The organism is Sphingomonas sp. DBB INV C78, assembly GCF_042693015.1.
Classification (GTDB): domain Bacteria; phylum Pseudomonadota; class Alphaproteobacteria; order Sphingomonadales; family Sphingomonadaceae; genus Sphingomonas_E.
In genome coordinates, this window is the sequence record NZ_CP170544.1 from 447,047 (window position 1) to 467,931 (window position 20,885).

19 protein-coding genes are annotated in these 20,885 nt (G+C 65.1%); 11 read left to right on the plus strand and 8 right to left on the minus strand.

Features of this window, described 5'->3' with window-relative positions; translation table 11 throughout:
• Positions 1-91: 91 nt before the first annotated feature.
• The 3 genes from ACFB49_RS02325 to lpdA all read left to right on the plus strand — a co-directional run bounded on the left by ACFB49_RS02325 (position 92) and on the right by lpdA (position 5,767).
• Positions 92-3,001 (plus strand): 2-oxoglutarate dehydrogenase E1 component, encoded by a 2,910-nt coding sequence (locus ACFB49_RS02325; protein ID WP_380875425.1) that lies wholly within the window; start codon positions 92-94, stop codon positions 2,999-3,001.
• Between the two features lie 3 nt (positions 3,002-3,004).
• Positions 3,005-4,267: a 2-oxoglutarate dehydrogenase complex dihydrolipoyllysine-residue succinyltransferase gene (odhB, locus tag ACFB49_RS02330; protein WP_380875427.1), complete on the plus strand. Its 1,263-nt coding sequence runs from the start codon at positions 3,005-3,007 to the stop codon at positions 4,265-4,267.
• Positions 4,268-4,372: 105 nt separating this feature from the next.
• Positions 4,373-5,767, plus strand: coding sequence for a dihydrolipoyl dehydrogenase (lpdA, locus tag ACFB49_RS02335; RefSeq protein ID WP_380875430.1), 1,395 nt, complete (start codon positions 4,373-4,375; stop codon positions 5,765-5,767).
• Between the two features lie 17 nt (positions 5,768-5,784).
• Here the strand turns inward: lpdA and ACFB49_RS02340 are convergent, their stop codons facing one another.
• Positions 5,785-6,729: a methyltransferase domain-containing protein gene (locus ACFB49_RS02340; RefSeq protein WP_380875432.1), complete on the minus strand. Its 945-nt coding sequence runs from the start codon at positions 6,727-6,729 to the stop codon at positions 5,785-5,787.
• Between the two features lie 129 nt (positions 6,730-6,858).
• On the opposite strand from ACFB49_RS02340, the gene ACFB49_RS02345 reads away from it, so the two are divergent.
• Positions 6,859-8,115, plus strand: a complete 1,257-nt coding sequence (locus tag ACFB49_RS02345; RefSeq protein ID WP_380875435.1) for a glycosyltransferase family 4 protein — start codon at positions 6,859-6,861, stop codon at positions 8,113-8,115.
• On the opposite strand, the gene ACFB49_RS02350 is transcribed toward ACFB49_RS02345, so the two are convergent.
• The 6 genes from ACFB49_RS02350 to ACFB49_RS02375 all read right to left on the minus strand — a co-directional run bounded on the left by ACFB49_RS02350 (position 8,072) and on the right by ACFB49_RS02375 (position 13,318).
• Positions 8,072-9,247, minus strand: a complete 1,176-nt coding sequence (locus ACFB49_RS02350; RefSeq protein ID WP_380875438.1) for a cytochrome P450 — start codon at positions 9,245-9,247, stop codon at positions 8,072-8,074. The two genes, ACFB49_RS02345 and ACFB49_RS02350, sit on opposite strands and share 44 nt — an antisense overlap.
• A gap of 150 nt (positions 9,248-9,397) precedes the next feature.
• Positions 9,398-10,114 (minus strand): adenosylcobinamide-GDP ribazoletransferase, encoded by a 717-nt coding sequence (gene cobS / locus ACFB49_RS02355; RefSeq protein WP_380875441.1) that lies wholly within the window; start codon positions 10,112-10,114, stop codon positions 9,398-9,400.
• Entirely contained in the window at positions 10,114-10,665 is a 552-nt protein-coding gene (locus ACFB49_RS02360; protein ID WP_380875443.1) for a histidine phosphatase family protein, read from the minus strand. The genes cobS and ACFB49_RS02360 overlap by 1 nt, the downstream gene beginning before the upstream one ends.
• The gene (gene cobT / locus ACFB49_RS02365; RefSeq protein WP_380875446.1) at positions 10,662-11,669 is read right to left on the minus strand and encodes a nicotinate-nucleotide--dimethylbenzimidazole phosphoribosyltransferase; all 1,008 of its coding nucleotides are present in this window, start codon (positions 11,667-11,669) and stop codon (positions 10,662-10,664) included. The genes ACFB49_RS02360 and cobT overlap by 4 nt, the downstream gene beginning before the upstream one ends.
• A 45-nt stretch (positions 11,670-11,714) precedes the next feature.
• Entirely contained in the window at positions 11,715-12,950 is a 1,236-nt protein-coding gene (locus tag ACFB49_RS02370) for an RNA polymerase sigma factor (RefSeq protein WP_380875448.1), read from the minus strand.
• On the minus strand, positions 12,947-13,318 hold the full coding sequence (locus ACFB49_RS02375) for a YciI family protein (RefSeq protein WP_380875451.1): 372 nt from the start codon (positions 13,316-13,318) through the stop codon (positions 12,947-12,949). Before ACFB49_RS02375 ends, ACFB49_RS02370 begins: the two co-directional genes overlap by 4 nt.
• Positions 13,319-13,515: 197 nt before the next feature.
• On the opposite strand from ACFB49_RS02375, the gene ACFB49_RS02380 reads away from it, so the two are divergent.
• Genes ACFB49_RS02380 through ACFB49_RS02390 form a run of 3 tightly spaced genes read left to right on the plus strand, consistent with a single transcriptional unit; the run spans position 13,516 to position 16,207 of the window.
• Entirely contained in the window at positions 13,516-14,184 is a 669-nt protein-coding gene (locus tag ACFB49_RS02380; protein WP_380875454.1) for a protein-L-isoaspartate O-methyltransferase, read from the plus strand.
• Positions 14,185-14,204: 20 nt separating this feature from the next.
• A complete protein-coding gene (locus tag ACFB49_RS02385) occupies positions 14,205-15,668 on the plus strand; it encodes a TolC family outer membrane protein (protein WP_380875457.1) in 1,464 nt (487 codons plus the stop codon).
• A 14-nt stretch (positions 15,669-15,682) separates the two neighbouring features.
• Positions 15,683-16,207 (plus strand): DUF2497 domain-containing protein, encoded by a 525-nt coding sequence (locus tag ACFB49_RS02390; RefSeq protein ID WP_380875460.1) that lies wholly within the window; start codon positions 15,683-15,685, stop codon positions 16,205-16,207.
• A 25-nt stretch (positions 16,208-16,232) separates the two neighbouring features.
• Here ACFB49_RS02390 and ACFB49_RS02395 read toward each other — a convergent pair whose 3' ends face one another.
• Positions 16,233-17,120: a neutral zinc metallopeptidase gene (locus ACFB49_RS02395; RefSeq protein WP_380875462.1), complete on the minus strand. Its 888-nt coding sequence runs from the start codon at positions 17,118-17,120 to the stop codon at positions 16,233-16,235.
• A gap of 101 nt (positions 17,121-17,221) precedes the next feature.
• Here ACFB49_RS02395 and ACFB49_RS02400 point away from each other — a divergent pair, with 101 nt between their 5' ends.
• From ACFB49_RS02400 to ACFB49_RS02415, 4 genes are all read left to right on the plus strand, one after another.
• Positions 17,222-18,370, plus strand: coding sequence for a patatin-like phospholipase family protein (locus ACFB49_RS02400; protein ID WP_380875465.1), 1,149 nt, complete (start codon positions 17,222-17,224; stop codon positions 18,368-18,370).
• Positions 18,371-18,385: 15 nt separating this feature from the next.
• The gene (locus ACFB49_RS02405) at positions 18,386-19,171 is read left to right on the plus strand and encodes a 3-hydroxybutyrate dehydrogenase (protein ID WP_380875468.1); all 786 of its coding nucleotides are present in this window, start codon (positions 18,386-18,388) and stop codon (positions 19,169-19,171) included.
• 244 nt (positions 19,172-19,415) lie between these two features.
• Positions 19,416-19,985 carry a glycine-rich domain-containing protein gene (locus ACFB49_RS02410; protein WP_380875470.1) on the plus strand — a complete coding sequence of 190 codons (570 nt, stop codon included), beginning with the start codon at positions 19,416-19,418 and terminating at the stop codon, positions 19,983-19,985.
• Positions 19,986-20,004: 19 nt separating this feature from the next.
• A complete protein-coding gene (locus ACFB49_RS02415) occupies positions 20,005-20,823 on the plus strand; it encodes a TIGR04222 domain-containing membrane protein (RefSeq protein WP_380875473.1) in 819 nt (272 codons plus the stop codon).
• The last annotated feature ends 62 nt before the right edge of the window (positions 20,824-20,885 follow it).

Sequence of the window (20,885 nt, forward strand, 5' to 3'; positions counted from 1 at the left end):
TTTTCCGCCCTAAATGACGTGTTAACGACAACCGGTGCAAAGGCGCCGGCACATCCAACCTAATGCGTGGCTCCCGCGCGAGGACGGCAAAATGGGTATCGAAGGTCTGGGTTTCGACGAACTGGAGGGAGTTAGCCCCTCCTTCGTGGAGGCGCTGTACCGGCGCTTCGAGGCTGACCCCGCAGCGGTCGAGCCGAGCTGGCGTACCTACTTCGAAGGACTGGCGAACACGGTGACGTCGCCATCCTGGGCGCGGTCGAACTGGCCGCTGACCGAAACCGACAGCCTGACCGCGGGCTTCGATCCCACCCAGTCGGCCCTACCGCCCAAGCCTGCCAAGGGCGCTCCCGCCGCCGCTGCGCCGGCGCCGACCGGTCCGTCGATCTCTTCGGCAGATGTCGTCCAGGCCGTTGCGGATTCGATCCGCGCGGTGATGCTGATCCGCTCCTATCGGGTGCGCGGCCATCTCGGCGCGCAGCTCGATCCGCTCGGCCTCGTCAAGCGCGAACTGCCGGCCGATCTGACGCCGGAATTTCACGGCTTCTTCGGGTCCGACCTTGACCGTCCGATCCACCTCGGCGGCACGCTGGGGCTTGAGCGCGCGTCGATCCGTGAGATCGTCGCCATCCTGCAGAAGAATTACTGCGGGCATGTCGGCATCGAATATATGCACATCTCCGACATTGAGGAGCGCCGCTTCCTGCAGGAGCGGATGGAAGGCCGCGACAAGGAGATCCACTTCACCGATCTCGGCAAGAAGGCGATCCTGTCCAAGGTGATCCATGCCGAGCAATGGGAGAAGTTCCTGGGCCGCAAATATGTCGGCACCAAGCGCTTTGGCCTCGACGGCGGCGAATCCATGGTCCCCGCGCTCGAAGGCGTCATCAAATATGGCGGCGCCGGTGGCGTGAACGAGGTCGTGATCGGTATGGCCCATCGCGGCCGCCTCAACGTCCTCGCCAACGTCATGGAAAAGCCCTACCGCGCGATCTTCAGCGAATTCGCCGGCGGCTCGGCCAATCCGGAAGATGTCGGCGGTTCGGGTGACGTGAAATATCACCTCGGCACGTCGACCGACCGTGAGTTCGACGGCAATGTCGTCCACCTGAGCCTCGCGCCCAACCCCTCGCACCTCGAGGCGGTCGATCCGGTCGTGCTCGGCAAGTCGCGCGCGAAGCAGACCAAGCTCGACGATCTCGAGCGCGCCAAGGTGATGCCGATCCTGCTGCATGGCGACGCCGCGTTCGCCGGCCAGGGCATCATCATGGAATGCTTCGGCTTTTCGGGGCTACCCGGTTACAACACCGGCGGCACGATCCATTTCGTCATCAACAACCAGGTCGGCTTCACCACGAGCCCGCAGTTCGCGCGCTCGTCGCCTTATCCGTCGGACATCGCCAAGATGGTCCAGGCGCCGATCATTCACGTCAACGGCGACGATCCCGAAGCCGTGACCTTCGTCTGCAAGCTCGCCACCGAATTCCGCATGGCGTTCAAGCGCGACGTGGTGATCGACATGTGGTGCTATCGCCGCTTCGGCCACAACGAAGGCGACGAGCCGGGCTTCACCCAGCCGCTGATGTATGACGAAATCCGCAAGCATCCGCCGATTTCGGATCTCTACGCCGGCCGCCTGAAGGCGGAGGGCGTGATCGATCAGGCGTGGCTCGATCAGGAGGTTGAAGGCTTCGTCAAGATGCTCGACGGCGAGTTTGACGCTGCCAAGGGCTTCCGCGTCAACAAGGCCGACTGGTTCGAAGGCGACTGGACCGGCTTCGCTGCCCCGCGCGAGGATGTGAGCCAGCGCCGCGCGGCCAATACCGGCATCAAGCAGGACGCGGTCGACCGGCTCGCGGCCACGCTGACGACCGTTCCTGAAGACTTCAACATCCACAAGACCCTGTCGCGCATTCTCGATGCGAAGAAGGTGATGTTCGACAAGGGCGAAGGCTTCGACTGGGCGACCGCCGAGGCCATGGCGTTCGGATCGCTGCTGCTCGAAGGCTTCCCGGTCCGCCTGTCGGGCCAGGATTGCGGCCGCGGCACCTTCAGCCAGCGCCACGCGGCGTGGACCGACCAGAAAGACGGCCACAAATATATCCCCCTGTCGTCGCTCGATCGGCGCTTCCAGGTGCTGGATAGCCCGCTCAGCGAGTTCGGCGTGCTCGGCTTCGAATATGGCTATGCCTCCGCCGCGCCCAACACGCTGGTGCTGTGGGAAGCGCAGTTCGGCGATTTCGCCAACGGCGCGCAGGTGATGATCGACCAGTTCATCGCCGCGGGCGAAGCCAAGTGGCTGCGCGTCAACGGTCTCGTGATGCTGCTGCCGCACGGCTATGAAGGGCAGGGGCCGGAGCACTCCTCGGCCCGGATGGAGCGTTATCTCCAGCTCTGCGCCGAAGATAATATGCAGGTGTGCAACATCACCACGCCGGCCAATTATTTCCACGCGCTGCGCCGGCAGATGCACCGCAATTTCCGCAAGCCCCTGATCATCATGACGCCGAAGTCGCTGCTCCGTCACAAGTCGGCAGTGTCGACGATCGACGAGTTCATGGGCGACAGCCACTTCATGCGGATCCTGTCCGATCCGAACGCACCGGCGGATCAGGACGTGAAGCGTGTCGTGCTGTGCTCGGGCAAGGTTTTCTACGACCTCGCCGAAGCGCGTGACGCGGCGGGCGACACGAACACCTCGATCATCCGTATCGAGCAGGTCTACCCGTTCCCGGCGGAAGCGCTGGTCAAGCGGCTGGCGCGGATGCCCAACCTCGAAACCTTGGTCTGGGCCCAGGAAGAACCGAAGAATAACGGCTCCTGGTTCTTCGTCGAGCCGATCCTGGAGGAATGTCTGATGGAAGCGGGCACCGGCCCGGCCCGCGCAGTCTATGCGGGCCGCAAGGCGTCCGCCGCGACGGCCACCGGCCTCGCACGCAAGCATGTGGAACAGCAGGCGGCGCTCGTTGCGGAAGCGCTCGGCCATGAAGTGAAGGCGAACTGAGACATGGCGACCGAAGTCAAGGTGCCCACGCTGGGCGAATCGATCACCGAAGCGACGCTCGGTAGCTGGCTGAAGGCGCCTGGCGAGGCGGTGAAGGCAGACGAGCCGATCGCCAGCCTGGAGACCGACAAGGTGGCCGTCGAGGTCAATTCGCCCGTCGATGGCGTGATGGGCGAGCAGGCCGTGGCCGAGGGCGATACCGTCCAGGTCGGCGCCGTGATCGCGCTCGTAAACGAGGGCGCGAGCGCCGCTTCGCCTGCCACGCCCGCGGTCGCAGATCGCAACGCCGTCGGCCAGGCCGAGGCTGCGGCCCCGGCCGAACCCGCGGCCGCTCCGGTCGAGGACGATGAGGACCCCAAGACGCTGTCGCCCGCCGTTCGCCGCGTGGTGCTGGAGCATGGTCTCGATCCATCGAAGATCAAGGGTACCGGCAAGGATGGCCGCCTGACCAAGGATGACGTGCTCGCCGCCGCCAAGGCCCAGGGTCAGCCGAAGCCCGCCGCCGTTTCCGCGCCGGCCCCGGCCGCTGCCCCGGCAGCGCCGCGCATCGCGCCTGACGCGTCCGGCCGCAAGGAAGAGCGCGTCCGCATGACGCGCCTGCGCCAGACGATCGCGTCGCGCCTCAAGGAATCGCAGAACACCACGGCGATGCTCACCACCTACAACGACGTCGACATGACGGCGGTGATGGATGCGCGGAACCGCTACAAGGATCTGTTCGAAAAGAAGCATGGCATCCGCCTCGGCTTCATGAGCTTCTTCGCCAAGGCGGCGGTGCTCGCGCTCCGTGACGTGCCGGCCGTGAACGCTGTCATTGATGGCGACGAGATCATCTATCGCGATTATGCCGACATCTCGGTCGCGGTCTCCGCGCCGCAGGGCCTGGTCGTGCCGGTGGTCCGCGATGCCGACAAGCTCAGCTTCGCCGGCATCGAAAAGACGATCGCCGACTTCGGCAAGCGCGCCAAGGACGGCACGCTCAAGATCGAGGAGATGCGGGGCGGCACCTTCACCATCTCCAATGGCGGCGTGTTCGGATCGCTGCTGTCGAGCCCGATCATCAATCTCGGCCAGTCTGCCGTGCTGGGCCTGCATCGTATCGAGGAGCGCCCGGTCGTCCGCGACGGCCAGATCGTCGCGCGCCCGATGATGTATCTCGCGCTCAGCTATGATCATCGTCTGGTCGACGGTCGCGACGCTGTGACCTTCCTCGTCCGCATCAAGGAAGCGATCGAGGATCCGACCCGTCTGCTGATCGACCTGTAATTAGTAACGTCACCCCGGCGAAAGCCGGGGTCTCGTGCCGCAAGAGCGCCCTCCTGTCGCACGAGATGCCAGCCTTCGCTGGCATGACGCATGAGGAAAGTGCCCATGTCCGACTATGATTTCGACGTCCTCGTCATCGGTTCCGGCCCCGGCGGCTATGTCGCCGCGATCCGCGCCGCGCAGCTCGGCCTGAAGACCGCCTGCGCCGAAAGCCGCGAGACGCTGGGCGGCACCTGCCTCAATGTCGGCTGCATCCCGTCCAAGGCGCTGCTCCACGCCAGCCACCTCTATGAGGAAGCGCATTCGGGCGCGCTCGCCAAGTTCGGCGTGAAGATCGACGGCGCCAGCCTCGATCTCGATGCGATGCACGGTCAGCGCTTGAAGGCCGTGAAGGGCCTGACTGGCGGCATCGAATTCCTGTTCAAGAAGAACAAGATCGAATGGCTCAAGGGCCGTGCTGCGTTCACCGGCAAGGATACGGTGGAAGTCGCGGGCAAGACCTATCGCGCCAAGAACATCATCATCGCCACCGGCTCCTCGGTCACGCCGCTGCCGGGCGTCACCGTCGACAATGAAGCGATCGTCGATTCGACCAGCGCGCTCGAGCTTTCCAAGGTGCCGGGCCACATGGTCGTCATCGGCGGCGGCGTGATCGGGCTGGAGCTTGGCTCGGTCTGGCGTCGTCTCGGTGCCAAGGTCACGGTGGTCGAATTCCTCGACCAGATCCTGCCCGGCATGGACGGCGAAGTCCGCAAGGAAGCCGCCAAGCTGTTCAAGAAGCAGGGCTTCGACATCAAGACCTCGACCAAGGTGACGGGCGCGACACGCAAGGGCGCCGGGGCTGTCCTGACGGTCGAGCCCGCGGCTGGCGGCGAAGCGCAGACGATCGAGGCGGACGTCGTCCTCGTTTCCATCGGACGTCGCCCCAACACCGATGGCCTCGCGCTCGAAAAGGCTGGCCTCTCGCTCAACAAGCGCGGCCAGATCGAAACCGATCATGATTTCGCGACCGCGGTCCCCGGCATCTGGGCGATCGGCGACGTCATTCCCGGCCCGATGCTCGCCCACAAGGCGGAGGATGAGGGCATTGCGGTGGCCGAGAATATCGCCGGCCTGACCGGCATCGTGAACCACGATGTGATCCCGTCGGTCGTTTACACCATGCCCGAGATCGCCGGCGTCGGCTTGAGCGAGGAAGACGCCAAGGCGCGCGGTGAGGTGAAGGTCGGCAAATTCCCGATGCTGGCCAACAGCCGCGCCAAGACGATCGATGATACGGCGGGCTTCGTGAAGGTCATTGCCGATGCGAAGTCGGACAAGGTGCTCGGCGTCTGGATCATCTCGTCGGTGGCCGGCACGATGATCTCGCAGGCGGCGCAGGCGATGGAGTTCGGCGCGACGTCGGAAGACATCGCCTACACCTGCCACGCCCACCCGACGCACCCTGAAGCGCTGAAGGAAGCGGCGATGGCGGTGCAGGGCCTGCCGATCCACATCTGATCGGCGGGCGCCTCAGGTTATTCGGCGGCGATACCATGAAACTGTGGTGTCGCCCCGGCCTCGGCTGGGGCGATGGCATTCACCAGGATCGATTCGCCCCGATTTTCGCGGTCGAGCCGTCCGCCCCGCTTGCGGGCGATGCCGCCTAGCGGCAGATGGCGGCTGATTCGCACGGGCAGGCCGATACCCCAGCGCAATCGCGCCTGGATCGACGCTTCCACTGCGTCGGGCAGCGAATAGGTTTCCAGCTGATAGTCGGCGATCCCGGCGCGCTCCAATGCCTTCGCCATGCTTCGCGGGCCGAAATGGGTGAGGTGGAAGGGCAGATCGGTGCTGTGCCAGCGATCGCGCAGCGCCAGGGCATCCGGCGTCTCGCCATTGGGCACGGCGAACCATAGCCGCCCGCCTGGCGCGAGCAGCGAATACATCTCTTGGATCATCCGCACCGGTTCGGGATGATGTTCGACGACATGGCTTGCGGTGATGAGGTCGTATCGCTCCGCCTGGCCGGAAGCGATGAATTCGTGCAACTGCCCGTGAAATACCGGCAGCCCCGCGGCCGATGTCGATCGGAACCCGGCCTCGCTCGGCTCCACGCCCTGCGGAATGCCGCCGAGTCCGCGCACCACCTGAAGAAAGGATCCGCCGCCGCAACCCACGTCCAGCACCTTCATGCCGGGCGTGATCCGTACATGGCGGTATTCGCCGGCGGCCTTCGCTCGGGCGATCTCGGCCTCGACGCCTCCGGTGCCATGGTCGGGCGCATAGGCGCTGTAGCTTTTGTCGTAATAGGGCGACAGGTCGCTCCATTCAGGCTGCGGGTTCAGGAAGCGCAGTCCGCAATCCTGACAGACAGTGACCGACCAAGGGCGCCCGCCATCGTCCGTCCGACGGCAGACGCCTTCATAATCGAAGGCAGTCGAGGTCGAATTGCAGGCCGGGCAGCGATCAAGCTGTAACAAGATTCGACTCCCGTCTTGTTGGGCGCATGGATGTGGTTACAAATAATATAGTGGCGCGCAAGTTACGGCAGGTCGGACTCGTTCGGCTGTGGCTAAAGGGCGCGGACTGATAACGACGGGGTTATGGCTATGGGGCAAACCCCGGACCGGCCGATTTTCTATGCGGCGGTGGCTGGCGATACGGTTGCGGACTGGCAGAGTTGGCGCGCTGGCGAGCCTGCTGCGGGCCAGACCTCGATCACCTATTCGGCGCAATTCTTCGAGCTTTGCGGGATGCTGGCAAAACGTGGCGTCGTTTCCTGCCCGCCCGGTCTTCCCGCGTTGAGCGATGATCGCATCACTTTCATGCCACGGCGTCCCCGATCCCTCGGCAGGGGGTGGCGCTATCAACTCGGCCTTGCCCGCCAGTCGCTGGAACTGCTCGGGCAACTCATCCGGGCGCGGCCCAGCCATGCGATCATCATGGACGGCGTGGCCTATTGGGCTTTGCTCACGCCCGCGCGGCTGTTTGGCGTCAAGCTGATCGGCTCCCAACATACCGAAATCCTGCCGCCCGGCCCGATCAGACCGGCCCGTCAGATCATTCTCGGGATAGAGGGCTGGGCGCTGGGCCATTTCTACCAGGGCTTTCTCGCGGTCTCCACGGAGGTCGCGGCGCAGGCCGCGCGCCTGACGTCCGACAGGCTGCCGATCGCAACCTTCCACGGCACCTATCTCGAATCCCGCTTCGCTGACGTGCAACCGCCCGTTCACCCGGGCGCCGGCCAGTTCCGCCTGTTCTTTGCGGGCCGGGTGGAGGAGGCGAAGGGCGTCTTCGATCTGCTCGATATGATGCGTGCGCTGCGCGCCGCCGGGCGGGACGTGTCGCTGGATATCTGCGGGGATGGATCTGCGCTCGCCGAACTCAAGAGGCGGGTTGAGGCAATGGAGCTCGGTCCGAATGTCCATGTTCACGGTCATACCGCGAGCAATCGGACGCTGGCCCTGCTGAGCCAATCCCATGCCGTCATCGTGCCGACGCGTTCCACCTTCCTGGAAGGTTTCAACAAGGTCTCGATCGAGGCGGTATTGGCCCATCGGCCGCTGGTCACCTCCAGCGCCTGTCTGCGGGGGGGCGCCATGCTCGCCCCCGCGGCCGTCGAGGCGGAAGTCGACAATGTCGATAGCTACGTCGCGGCCATTGGCCGGCTGATCGATGATCCGGCATTCTATGCGGCGCGCGTTGCCGCCACGGACGCACTGCGCCGTCGCTTCTTCGATCTCGCCAACGGCTGGCTTGCCGCGGCTTATGCCTTGATTGCCGGGGGCGCGACCGGAGGGCGGATCGATTCCACCGCCCGCCTCAACCCTGCTGCCACTCAAGCGGCAGCGAATGGAGCATCATAGTCGCACCGCGCATATTCTCGATCGTTGCCCCAGGCGCGATCCGCAGCCCCGGCATGCGGGGCAGCAATTCTTCCAGCATGATGCGAAGTTGGGTGCGGGCCAGATAGGCGCCGATGCACAGATGCGGGCCTGATCCGAAGCCTAGATGCTTCACCCGCCGGCCTTCGCCGCCGCGCCCGAAATCCACTGCCAGCGGATCGGGGAAGGCGCGGGGGTCGAGCCCCGCGATCGGCGTCGCCGCGCACACCGGATCGCCCTTGCGGAAGGTGACGCCTTCAAAGGTGAAGTCATCTGCCGCCGCGCGGCCGATGAAGGAAATGCCGAAGCGCCGCAGCATCTCCTCCAGCGCGACCGGGATAGCATCGGGGTTGTCGACCAGAAAGGCGCGATGCTTCGGGCTTTCCGCCAGGAAGCGCATGATGTGCGTCATCTGCGACGTGATCGTATCAAGCCCGCCCGACAGCAGCATCAGCGTGATCGAGAGCATCTCCTCGAAGTTGAGCGACCGCCCCTCTATGCGGGCTTCCACCATCGCCCGGAACATTCCGCCCTGGTTGGCGTCCGGGTCGGCTAGCTGCTCGGTCAGCCAGCGGGTGGTGAAGGCGTGGGCGGCGTGGAAGCCGGCCGTCGTCTCCTCCACCGTCCGGCCGCGGAAGATGCCCTTGATGAAGGCAAGGCACTCGTCGCGATGGGCAAGGTCTGCCCCCATCATGCTCAGGAAGATATCGATTGGCAGCCGATAGGCGAAATCGTGGACGAACTCGCAGCGGCCGGACGGGAAGGCGTGGAACAGCGCGCGGGCGAAGCGGCGCGTATCCTCCTCCAATCCGGCCAGTGCGCGCGGCGAGAACATGCTGCCCGCCATCAGTTTGCGATAAGCCGTGTGCGCGGGCGGATCGAGATGATTGGGGATCAGGACCGGCGCATTCTCGATCTTGGGGATGGCGAGCGAGGTGGCGGTGAACAGGTCGTGCCGGCTGAACACGTCGTCGATCAGAGCCGCGCGAGTCACCACCCAGTAGCCGCCGAGATCGGGCGAGAAGAAGATGTCGGGCAGATCATCCAGCGTCGCCAGATAGGCCCATGGGTCTTGGCGGAGCGCCTCATCGTTGCGGAAGTCGAAATGGAACACCCGATCGGCCGGCACATGATCGGGAATGGCGAGGGCGGTCAGGTCGAATCTCCAGCTTTCAGGCAGTCATGGAATCCTCTGCTTCCGCCGGTCAGCCGGCAAGGGGCGGACGTTTCGCGATGAGGACCAAATAAGGCATGACCGCCGGGATCATCGGGCCCCGACGAGCAGGGCGACAAGCAGGGCCGTTTCGATCAGTTCGATACCTGCCCCGTGGCAATCGCCGCTGATGCCGCCGATCCGCCGTTTAAGCCACAGTGCCCACAGGATCGTGAGTGGAGCCGCGATGGCGAGTGGCGGCCACAAGACGAACGCAGCGATGGCCGCTGCCGCCCAGAAGGCGATGTCGATCGGGCGGACGGCCCAGGCGAAGCGTTCGGCCATGCCACTGCCGAGCGGCGGCAGCCATCGCGTCCATCCAAGTGGTCCGATCCGCGCCAGCGCCGGGACGACGATCAGTGGCCACGGCCCCACTCGGCTCGCCAAGAGGGCGAGCAGCACTAATTTGGCAGCGCATTGCAGGATGAGCGCCAATACACCGAAGCTGCCGACATGCGGGTCCTTCATCACCGCCAGCAGCCGTTCGGGATCGCGATGGCTCGCGCCCAGCGCATCCGCCATGTCGCCCAGCCCGTCGAGGTGGAGCGCGCCCGTCACCAGCACCCACGTGACCAGGCCAAACAGACCCGCCGCCCAAGGGTCGATTCGCGCGCCCAGCAACCACGCACCCGTGACGCTTGCACCGATCAGCAGGCCGACCGCCGGAAACCAGCGGATCGCGGCTGGCATCTCCGCGACATCGAAATTCCTGAGTTGCGGCGTCGGAATCCGCGTCAGGAACTGGATGGCGATCACCAGCCCGCGCATCAGCTCAACCCGACAATCTGCGCCGTCGGCCGTTCCCCCGGCCATATCTTGAGCGTCAGCAGCGCGGCATAGGGCAGGTCGAAGGCCCATAAATCCTTCTGTTGGAACCCGCACAAATCCAACAAAGCCGCCCGCATGGCCCCGCCATGAGTGACAACCAGTGTATCAACCGGCGCCAGCTCGCGGATCGCCTCGCCCACCCGCTCGACAAGGCTGGACCATCGCTCGCCCCCCGGCGGCGGGTTGGCATCGGGGTCGTCCCAGAAGGCACCGATCGCCGCGGCGTCGACTTCGCTCGCTGCCACCCCGTCCCACTCGCCGAAGTCCAGCTCCCGCCAGCGCGGATCGATCGTTGCCGCGCCAATGGCTCGCGCAGCATCGGCACAGCGCACGAGATCGGACGAGATCAGCCGATCGAAGCTCAGCCCCTCCACTTGCTTGATGCAGGCCGCGATGCCCTCCGCCGTCGCCGGGCAATCGGTGCGGCCCATCAGCCGGCCGGGCAGGGCTGGCGCGCCATGGCGCAGCAGGTGGAGCAGAAAGGCCGTCATCCGCCCGAAACACCCGCCTCGGCAAAGGTCGCCATGCCATTGTGCGCCGCCAGCGCCGCGCGGATGACATTGATCGCCACCGCCGCGCCGCTGCCTTCGCCCAGCCGCATGCCGAGCGCCAGCAAAGGTTCCAGCCCCAACCGGCTGAGCAACCGCGCATGGCCCGGCTCGGCTGAGACATGCCCGGCGATGAGATGATCGGTTATATCGGGACAGGCGGCCGCGATGGGCGCGATCGATGCGGTCGCGATGAAGCCGTCCATCACTACCGGCACGCGCGCCAGCCGCGCCGCCACGACCGCGCCCGCGATCGCCGCCAGTTCCCGGCCACCCAGCCGACGCAGTGTCTCGAACGGCGTGGTTGGCGCATCGGCGTGAAAGGCCAGCGCATCGTCCACCACCGTCACCTTGCGGGCGATGCCGGCCGAATCAACGCCGGTGCCCGGCCCCACCCAATCCGCGGCGCTGCCGCCGAAGCTGCGGGCACAGAGTGCTGCGGCCGCCGTGGAATTGGCGATGCCCATCTCGCCGACCGCGAGGAGGTCGATCCCGTTGATGATGGTCGCGGCACCCGCATTGATCGCGTCGAGACATTCGGCCTCGCTCATTGCCGGGCCAGTCGTGAAATCGGCGGTCGGCCGGTCGAGCGCGAGCGGCACCACAGACAATTCGGCATCCGCAGCCTTGGCGAGCGCGTTGATCGCCGCCCCGCCATTCGCGAAGTTGCGCACCATCTCGGCCGTCACGGATGCGGGGAAGGCGCTCACACCCCGCGCGGCGACACCATGATTCCCGGCAAAGACGGCAATCCGCGCACCGGCAATCTGCGGCCGTTCGGTCCCCTGCCAGCCGGCAAAGAAGATCGCGATCTCCTCAAGCCTGCCGAGCGAACCGGGGGGCTTGGTGAGCTGTCCCTGCCGTTCGGAAGCGACTGCGCGCGAAGCTTCGCTCGCAGAGGGCAAGGCGGCAAGGGCGGCAGCGAAATCGTCGGGCGTGGCGAACATGGTGTCGGGCCATAGAGTAACGACAAGGCCGCTCCAACCCAGGGATCAGGAACTGGTCAGTCGATCGAGATGAGCTCGGATATGCGTAGCCTGCGCGGGAGTGCGGGCAAGTGCGATGGCGCGGTCGAACGCCATGCGCGCTTCGGCCCGGCGGCCCAGTTGGAGGAGCAGGCCGCCTCGCGCGCCATGAAAGTGGAAATAGCCGTCGAGCCGGTCGCCCAGCGGGTCGATCATCGCCAGCGCCGCCTCCGGCCCCGCAACCTTCGCCACCGCGATCGCGCGATTGAGCGTGACGACGGGCGAAGGCTCAAGCCGTTCCAGCGTCGCATAGAGAAGGTCGATCTGGGCCCAGTCGGTTTCATCGGGGCTTCCGGCCCGCGCATGAAGCGCGGCGATGGCGGCCTGCACCTGATAGGGGCCGGGCTTGCGATGCCGCATCGCCTTGTCGATCAATGCCAGTGCCTCGCCGATCATCGATGGGTCCCACCGGCTCCGATCCTGGTCGTCGAGTAGGATCGCCTCGCCGGTTGCGTCGAAGCGGGCAGCGGCGCGGGCGTGCTGCAACAGCATCAGCGCCAGCAGCCCCATCATCTCGGGCTCGGCGGGAAATAGTTTGAGCAGGAGTCGAGCAAGGCGGATCGCCTCATCGCACAAGGAGGCGGCATCGGGATTGCCGGCGGCAGAATAGCCCTCGTTGAACATGAGATAGAGAATGGCTGCGACGGCGGCGAACCGTTCCACTCTTTCGACAGGACCGGGTGTCTCGAATGGGACGCCCGCATTGGCGATCCGTGCCTTCGCCCGCGTGATGCGCTGTTCCATCGCCGCTTCGGAAACAAGGAAGGGGCGCGCGATCTGCGACACGGTGAGGCCCGATACGATCCGCAGCGCCAGCGCGATCTGCTGCGTGGCCGGCAGATCCGGCTGGCAGCACACGAACAGCAGGCGCAGCACATCGTCACGATAGTCGCCGCCGTCGATGCGATCGGCCACCGCCGCTTCTTCGTCATCAAGATCCGACGGCGCGGATCCGTCCTGCAGCGCATCGAGCCGGCTGTCCTTGCGGACCCGATCCAGCGCGGCGTTGCGACCGACGAAGATCAGCCAGCCGGTGGGATCGCGCGGCGGCCCATTCTGCGGCCAAGCCTTCAGCGCGCGCAGACAGGCCTCTTGATAGGCCTCCTCCGCCGTATCGAGATCGCGGAACCAGCGGAGCAGGGCGCCCACCGCCTGCGGCCGCGCTGCGATGAGCGATGCGTGGATCCAATCGGTGTCGGTCACGATACGACGTTGTTGGGGGCAAAGGTCCGAACTGGGCGGATTTCGTACGAGCCAGTACCGGGATTGGCGAAGGCGAGATCGCGCGCGACATCAAGCGCTGCATCCAGCGATTCGCAGTCGATCACATAGAAACCCAGCAACTGTTCCTTGGTTTCCGCGAACGGCCCATCGAGCACGACCGGCTCGCGACCCTTGCGAAGCGTGGTCGCGGCGGTCGTCGGCATCAGGCGCGCGACCGGGCCGAGTCGACCGGACGCAGCGAGCGGGGCCTGGACGGCGCCAAGCTGTGCCATCACGCGGTCTTCCTCGTCCTTGCTCCAGGCACTGACGGCGGCCTCGTCATTGTAGCAGAGGATGGCATAGAGCATCGGACAGTCTCCCTCGTGCGTACGCGCTTGTTGCCTCCCGAGGACGATTTTACGACCGCGCTTCCGACATCCTTTGCAATTTTTTTGTCGAAGCTGGTTGCATGTCCGCCGAACATAAGTCGTAAGCCGACTTGGCGGGTGAAAAGCCGCAGGCTAGAAGCGCCTGTGGTCTTTAGTGTATTGCATCTGTAAGACAGTTGTGCGACGAGGCGAGTGTGACCGAGCAATATTTTGAATCAATGCGCGAAGCGATGGTTTCGAACCAGTTGCGTACTACCGCCGTCAACGATGTGCGCGTGGTTGAAGCGATGCGTGCCGTTCCGCGCGAAGGGTTCGTTCCGGCTGGCCGGGAGCAGGTCGCCTATGTCGACACACTGGTGCCGTTGGGACACGGGCGCTCGCTCAACGCGCCCATGGCGACCGGTCGCCTGCTGACTGAAATGGCACCTGCCTCAACTGATCGCGCTTTGGTGGTGGGCGCCGCGACCGGTTATGCCGCGGCGCTGCTCGCGCGGCTGGTGTCCAGCGTGGTCGCGCTGGAAGAGGATGCCGCGCTGCTGGAAGCCGCGCGCACCGCGAGCTTGCCTGGCAATGTTTCGATCGTCGAAGGTCCGCTCGCTGCCGGCTGGGCGACGGGCGCACCTTATGATCTGATTCTGGTCGATGGTGCGATCGAGGTCGTGCCGCAGGCATTGATCGATCAGCTTGTCGAAGGTGGCCGGCTTGCCGCTGCCGTCGTCGAGCGCGGTGTGAGCCGTCTTTCCGTGGGCCGCAAGGCGGGCGGTGGCTTCGGTATCGTCGCCTTTGCCGATGCAGAGGCCGCGCCCTTGCCCGGCTTCGCCAAGCCCGCCGTTTTCACGTTCTGAGATTGAGGAGCCTTCCGACCATGCGTTTCTGGTTGCTCTGCGGCGCGGCGCTCGCCGGGACCATGGTTGCCGATACTGCCTCCGCCGACACGCTGCGCGAGGCGCTGCTTCAGGCCTATAACGTCAATCCGACGCTCACCGGCGCGCGCGCGCGCCAACGTGCGATTGACGAAGGCGTGCCGATTGCCAAGGCCGAGGCGCGTCCGCTGGTCGATAGCGATGTGACCTTTCAGCAGAATTATCGCGGCATCAGCCCATTCCAGGATAATGGTCGATCGATTTCCGCCGGTGCGACCGCCAGCTATCCGATCTATGCCGGTGGCCGGATCAAGAATTCGATTCGCGCGGCGGACACCCGTGTTTCTGCGGGTCAGGCAGATCTGCTCGCAACGGAAGGCGCGGTCTTCACCGAAACGGTTGCCGCCTACATGGACGTGATTCGCGACGTTTCGATCGTCGAGCTCAACCAGAATCAGGTGAAGGTGCTGGAAACCAACCTCCAGGCCAGCCGCGATCGGTTCGACGTTGGCGATCTCACTCGTACCGACGTTGCCCAGTCGGAGGCGCGCCTGTCTGACGCGCGGAGCCGGTTGACCGTTGCGGAAAGCACCTTAACCACCAGCCGCGAAAATTATCGCCGGCTGGTGGGATTGCTGCCCGGCATGCTGGAGCCGCCGCCGCCGCTGCCGACCTTGCCGCAGACGCCGAACGAGGCCGTCCGCATCGCGCTCGACAACAATGCCAACCTCAAGGCCAGCGAGGAAAATGCCAAGGCTGCGGGTTATGACGTGCGGACGGCGCGCGCCTCGCGGCTGCCCAGTCTCAGTGCCAGCACAGGTGTCAGCTATACCGACTATCTTGGTACGCTGGATAATGTGACGGGCTCTGCTGCGGGGCTTAACCCCAAGGACGCCTTCACCGACAGCTTCTTCGGCCTGCGCGCGCGGATGCCGCTCTATCAAGGTGGAGGTCCGGCTGCCCGCATCCGGCAGGCGCAGGCGCTGCAGGGCCAGGCGCTGGAGCAGGTGATCGAGGTCGAGCGATTGGTGATCGCCGACGCGCGTTCGGCGTTCGGCCGCTATATGGCGGCGCTCGAAACCATCGAATCGTCGCAGCAGGCAGTTGCGGCCAACCGGCTGGCGCTGGAAGGCACGCGCGCGGAAAATTCGGTCGGTACGCGCAACGTGCTCGACGTGCTCAACGCGGAACAGGAACTGCTCAACAGTCAGGTCTTGCTCGTGACCGCGCGGCGTGAGGCCTATGTCGCGGGCTTTGCGCTGCTCAACGCGATGGGGCAGGCGGAAATGCGCGATCTCGGCCTGGATGGCGGGACGCTCTACGACCCGATCGTCAACTATAAGCGCGTGCGTAACAAGGCGTGGGACTGGTCGGACGATCCCGCGCCCACCACGCAGGCGACTCGGACGGCAACGCCGGAGGAGGATCCCCGCGCGCAAGGACCCGTGACTCCGCCATCGAACTGAGCAATAGTTCGACCATGGCAGACGTTCGCAACGACCCGTCGATGGAGGAGATTCTCGCCTCCATCAAACGCATCATCGCCGATGACAGCGCGGCCGTCATGAACCCGCCGCGCACGCGTTCTGTGCGGCCGGTGGCGACTCAGGCCGATGCCGAGGTTCCGATCCCGGCATCAATGATCACGCCGATTCGCGGTAGCGATGCCGATGAGGTGCTGGAACTGACCGAGGCCGTCCCGGCGGAACCGGAAGCCAAGGTGGCTGGTCCCATTGCCTTGCCCCAGCCGGCGAACGAGGTGGACGCGGTATCGGCCGATCCGGAGCTTATCTCGGCTGCGACCGCGGAAGCGAGCCGCCACGCGTTCGAGGCACTGTCGGCAAAGGTGGCGGCACCGGTTCCCACCGCAGAGCTGACGCTCGAAGGTATGGTGCGGGAGATGCTGCGCCCAATGTTGAAGGAATGGCTCGACCAGCGCCTGCCGGAACTGGTGGAAGGCGTCGTCCAGCGCGAAATCGCCCGGATCGCTGGCCGGACGCTTTAAGGGCGCCCGGACCGTTTAACGCCCCTCAGGACGCGAACGTATCGCACTGGGCGGGATCGCCCGTCTGCAGACCGCGGCGTAGCCATTCCATGCGCTGTGCCGACGTACCGTGGGTGAAGCTTTCGGGTACCGGGCGCTGGCCTGCCGCCTTCTGCAGCGTATCGTCGCCGATCGCTTCGGCGGCTCGCATGCCTTCCTCTACATCGCCGGGCTCGAGCAGATTCTTGTCGTTCGCGGCCCAGACGCCCGCATAGCAATCGGCCTGCAACTCCATCTTCACCTGGAGCGCGTTCGCGCCAGCCTCGTTGGCCCGCTGTTGCGCCGCGCGCACCTTGTCCGAAATGCCGGTGACGGTCTGGACGTGATGGCCGACCTCGTGCGCGATCACATAGGCCATGCCGAAATCACCGGGCGCGCCGAAGCGGGAAGCGAGTTCGTCGAAGAAGGTCGTGTCGAGATAGATCTTCTGGTCGGCCGGACAGTAGAATGGCCCCATCGCCGATTGCGCCGCGCCGCAGCCTGACATGCCGTTGCGATCATAGAATACCAGGGTGGGCGGCGGATATTTCTGGCCCTGGGCGGCGAACAGGTCGGTCCAGCGCCGTTCGGTCGATCCCAGAACCTTCGCGACGGTACGGTCCGTTTCGTTCTGGATGGCGGAGTCGCCGCTGGCGCTCGGCTGCACCGCCTGCGGGCTGCCGCCGCCGAGCATCGAGGCGGGGTTACCGCCCAGCAGCCACATGACCAATGCGATGCCAATGATGCCGAGGATGCCGAAGCGGCTGGCGACCAGACCGAATATCAAGCCCAGGGGGCCGCCGCCTCCACCCATGCCGCCAAGCTGGAAGCCGCCGCCGCCGCTGCCACGCTGGCTTTCGATGTGGCTGCTTTCCTGTTCGTCGTCGAGGCGCATTTCGGTCTCCCCCGCGGTTCTGCGGCAACAATGCGCGTGCGGGCATCGGGTTGCAAATCTTGTATCTTGCCGCAGTGCAATATCGGGCGCAGATTGCGGCCATGGCTGATGCCGATCCATTACGAATGGCCTGCGGCAAGACGCTGCCTTTGCCGGATGAGGTCGCCCTCGTCCTGCAAGGCGGCGGTGCCCTGGGTTCCTATCAGGCGGGCGTTTATGAAGCGCTGGCCGCGGCGGACATAGAGATTGACCGGGTTGCCGGCATCTCGATCGGCGCGGTCAACGCCGCGATCATCGCCGGCAATCCGCCGGCGAAACGCTGCCAGCAATTGCGGCGCTTCTGGGAAGGGGTGACGGCCTGGCTGCCCAGCTTCCCGATCTGGCCGAACGATAATGTCCGCGAATTCCTGCACGAATGGTCGGCGGGGCATGTCGCGACCTTCGGGGTGCCCGGCTTCTTTGTCCCGCGTGCGGTGCCACCGATGCTTGCCATGCCGGGCACACCGCAAGCGCTGAGCTTCTACGACAGCGCGCCGCTGGCTGCGACGCTCGACTCGCTGGTCGACTGGGATCTGCTGAACGACGGGCCGGTGCGGCTGTCGGTGGGTGCGGTCGATATCGAGAGCGGCAATTTCGAATATTTCGACACGCGCGGCCCCAAGGCGCGCCGCATCGATGCGCGACATATCATGGCATCTGGCGCGCTGCCGCCGGGGTTGCCGCCGGTCGAGATCGACGGGCGCTGGTATTGGGACGGCGGCCTCGTGTCGAACACGCCGCTGAGTTACGTCCTCGACACCCAGCTTGGCGACATGCTGGTGTTCCAGGTGGATCTATTTCCGGCGTCATCGCCGTTTCCGCACACGATCATGGACGTGGCCGCGCGGGAAAAGGAGATCCGCTTTTCCAGCCGGACCCGGCAGACATCCGACCAGTTGATGAAGCTCCGGCGCGAGCGCGAGGTGATCCGCAAGGTGCTCGCCAAGCTGCCGCCGGAACTTGGTCAGGACGAGGATGTGGTCCGCCTTGCCGAAATGGCAGAGGAATCTTCGGTCAATGTCGTCCAGCTCATTTACCGCGCCAATGCCTGGGAAGGCGGATCGCGGGACTATGAGTTTTCAGCGCGGACCATGGCCGAACATTGGGCCGCGGGCCAAGCCGCCGTGGCCGAGACGATGACCAAATCGGCCTTGATCGCCCGCAATATCGTCGACGGAAAAACCGCCGCCTTCGATCTCCTTCATCGCTAAAACCGGAGTAAAACTATGTTCCTCAAGGGCAAGACCGCGCTTGTCACCGGCTCTACCTCGGGCATCGGGCTCGCTTATGCCAAGGCGCTGGCGGCGGAGGGGGCCAACGTCCTCATCAACGGCTTCGGCGATGCGGCCGCGATCGAGCAGGAGCGGCAGGGGCTCGAGGCGACGAGCGGCGGCAAGGCCGTCTATTCGGCCGCCGATATGAGCAAGCCCGACGAGATCGTCGCAATGGTCGAGGATTGTGCGAAGACGCTGGGCGGCGTCGACATCCTGATCAACAATGCCGGCATCCAGCATGTTGCGCCGATCGAGGAGTTTCCGGTCGAGAAGTGGGACGCGATCATCGCAATCAACCTCAGTTCGGCCTTCCACACAATCCGCGCGGCGCTGCCGGGGATGAAGGCGAAGAAATGGGGCCGGATCATCAATACGGCGTCGGCGCACTCGCTGACGGCATCGCCGTTCAAATCGGCCTATGTCACAGCCAAGCACGGCCTTGCCGGCCTTACCAAGACGGTGGCGCTGGAAGCCGCGACCTTCGGCGTGACCGCCAACTGCATCAGCCCCGGCTATGTGTGGACGCCGCTCGTCGAAAAGCAGATCCCCGACACGATGAAGGCGCGGAACATGACGCGCGAGCAGGTGATGAACGACGTTCTGCTCGCCGGTCAGCCGACCAAGCAGTTCGTGACCTCCGAGCAGGTGGCGAGCCTCGCCATCTATCTCTGCACCGATGGCGCGGCCCAGATCACGGGCGCGAATCTTTCGATCGACGGCGGCTGGACGGCCGCCTGAGCCATCCCGAAACGGGACGAAGTTGAGGAAGTTGAGGATTGCCATTGGCGTCCTCCACTTCCCGACACGGCATGGAAGGCGACGATAAGAAAGAGCGTGAAAAGAGCGGACACCCGCCAATTTCACGCCCGATCTAGCATGACGGCGAGCCTGTAGGACAGCAGACCAAGCGCCTCCGCGCCGATCGCAAATCCGAACGGGGAAGTTTGCGAAATATTATCTACTATGATAATAGAAATATCGGATGCGTGAGCAAAATCTTGCCGCTGCCGACTATCCGGATCACCCGATCTGGCAACGCATTTCCCTTCACACGATCGGCCCTGAGGATGCGTTGCTGTCCTTTGCCGCGCGGCTTTCCAGGGAAAATTGGTGGACGGACGACTATACCGCTCGCGTGATCGAGGAGTATCGCCGCTTCTGTTTCCTGGCGGTGACGACGGGTATCGAAGTCACGCCGTCGGACCAGGTGGACCAAGCCTGGCACCTCCACCTCACCTATAGCCGCGACTATTGGGAGCGCTTTTGCCCGGAGGTTCTGGGGCAAAGCCTGCATCATTGCCCGACCGCCGGTGGGCCGGACGAGCGCGGCCGCCATTTCGAACAATATGCCCAGACCTTGCGTGCCTATGAACAGGTGTTCGGCGCGGTTCCTCCCGCTGACATCTGGCCGAGCGGCGCGCAGCGATTGATCGAAGATCCGAAGGCGCGGCGCATCCATCCCCGCGACGGTGCGGTGCTGTCACGCCGCGTCGCCCGCTGGATACTGTACGCGGCTGTTGCCATCGCGATCGCCCATTTCATTTTCTGGTGAGGGAGGGAGTGCCTTTCTGATGTCATTGGGGCCATTCGACCTGAACGGCGGAGAGTTTCTGGCGCTTTATGGCGTTCTGCTTGTTGCGGCGATCGTCGCAGGCTTCGTCATTCCCCGGTGGTTGCGGCCGGAAGGCCGACCAGGCACGATCCGCAATGTCGATCAACTGGCCATTCTGGCGGGAGGGCCGACCCGGTTCGTCGAGGCGACCATCACGCGGCTTTTCACCACCGGGGCGCTCGCCTTGATCGGCAAGGACGCGTTCCAGGCCATCGACAAAGATAAGGGAGAGGGCGCGGCCGCGATTGCTGTCCTTCATCTGCCCACGCCGCTTCGCTGGCAGGATATCGAACGGGCCCTGAAAGCCTATGCGCAACCGGTGGAGCGCGCGCTGGCCTCGGCGGGGTTGCTGATGGACAAGACGCTCACGCTGCAGATGCGCTTTTGGCAGACATCACCTTATCTGCTGCTGCTGGCATTCGGCATGACGAAGTGGATGATCGGCGTCGGCCGCGACAAGCCGGTCGGCTTCCTTACCTTTCTGCTGATCCTGACAGGGTTCTTTGCCCTGATGCGCTGGTGGGCCGTCGATCGCCGCACGCGCGCCGGGATCGACCTTCTGGCGCAGGCGCAAGCGGCCGCCGAACGTCTGCGTCGCGCGCCGACCGCGGACGAGAGCGCGCACGCTGTTGCGTTGTTCGGAACGGCTGTGCTCGCTGGATCGAGCTGGGCGGCGTTTCACCAGATGCGCAGCGCCAGTTCGGGCGACGGTGGCGGGTCGGCCGATGGCAGCAGCGACGGTGGGGGCGGTGGCTGCGGTGGTTGCGGCGGCGACTGAAGGGCAGCGGAGCCCAACGCCGCCAATCAAGAGCAGCCGGGAACCTTTGCGGGCACCACTCG

Bases quoted from the DNA above. Each gene is read 5' to 3' on its own strand.
- cobS (WP_380875441.1), bottom strand. From the start codon at position 10,114: ATGCGCGGGCTGGTGATCGCCATCCAGTTCCTGACGCGGATTCCGACG.
- ACFB49_RS02395 (WP_380875462.1), bottom strand. From the start codon at position 17,120: ATGCGCCTCGACGACGAACAGGAAAGCAGCCACATCGAAAGCCAGCGT.
- odhB (WP_380875427.1), top strand. From the start codon at position 3,005: ATGGCGACCGAAGTCAAGGTGCCCACGCTGGGCGAATCGATCACCGAA.
- lpdA (WP_380875430.1), top strand. From the start codon at position 4,373: ATGTCCGACTATGATTTCGACGTCCTCGTCATCGGTTCCGGCCCCGGC.
- ACFB49_RS02410 (WP_380875470.1), top strand. From the start codon at position 19,416: ATGCGTGAGCAAAATCTTGCCGCTGCCGACTATCCGGATCACCCGATC.
- ACFB49_RS02385 (WP_380875457.1), top strand. From the start codon at position 14,205: ATGCGTTTCTGGTTGCTCTGCGGCGCGGCGCTCGCCGGGACCATGGTT.
- cobT (WP_380875446.1), bottom strand. From the start codon at position 11,669: ATGTTCGCCACGCCCGACGATTTCGCTGCCGCCCTTGCCGCCTTGCCC.
- ACFB49_RS02345 (WP_380875435.1), top strand. From the start codon at position 6,859: ATGGGGCAAACCCCGGACCGGCCGATTTTCTATGCGGCGGTGGCTGGC.
- ACFB49_RS02400 (WP_380875465.1), top strand. From the start codon at position 17,222: ATGGCTGATGCCGATCCATTACGAATGGCCTGCGGCAAGACGCTGCCT.
- ACFB49_RS02360 (WP_380875443.1), bottom strand. From the start codon at position 10,665: ATGACGGCCTTTCTGCTCCACCTGCTGCGCCATGGCGCGCCAGCCCTG.
- ACFB49_RS02390 (WP_380875460.1), top strand. From the start codon at position 15,683: ATGGCAGACGTTCGCAACGACCCGTCGATGGAGGAGATTCTCGCCTCC.
- ACFB49_RS02375 (WP_380875451.1), bottom strand. From the start codon at position 13,318: ATGCTCTATGCCATCCTCTGCTACAATGACGAGGCCGCCGTCAGTGCC.
- ACFB49_RS02415 (WP_380875473.1), top strand. From the start codon at position 20,005: ATGTCATTGGGGCCATTCGACCTGAACGGCGGAGAGTTTCTGGCGCTT.
- ACFB49_RS02405 (WP_380875468.1), top strand. From the start codon at position 18,386: ATGTTCCTCAAGGGCAAGACCGCGCTTGTCACCGGCTCTACCTCGGGC.
- ACFB49_RS02325 (WP_380875425.1), top strand. From the start codon at position 92: ATGGGTATCGAAGGTCTGGGTTTCGACGAACTGGAGGGAGTTAGCCCC.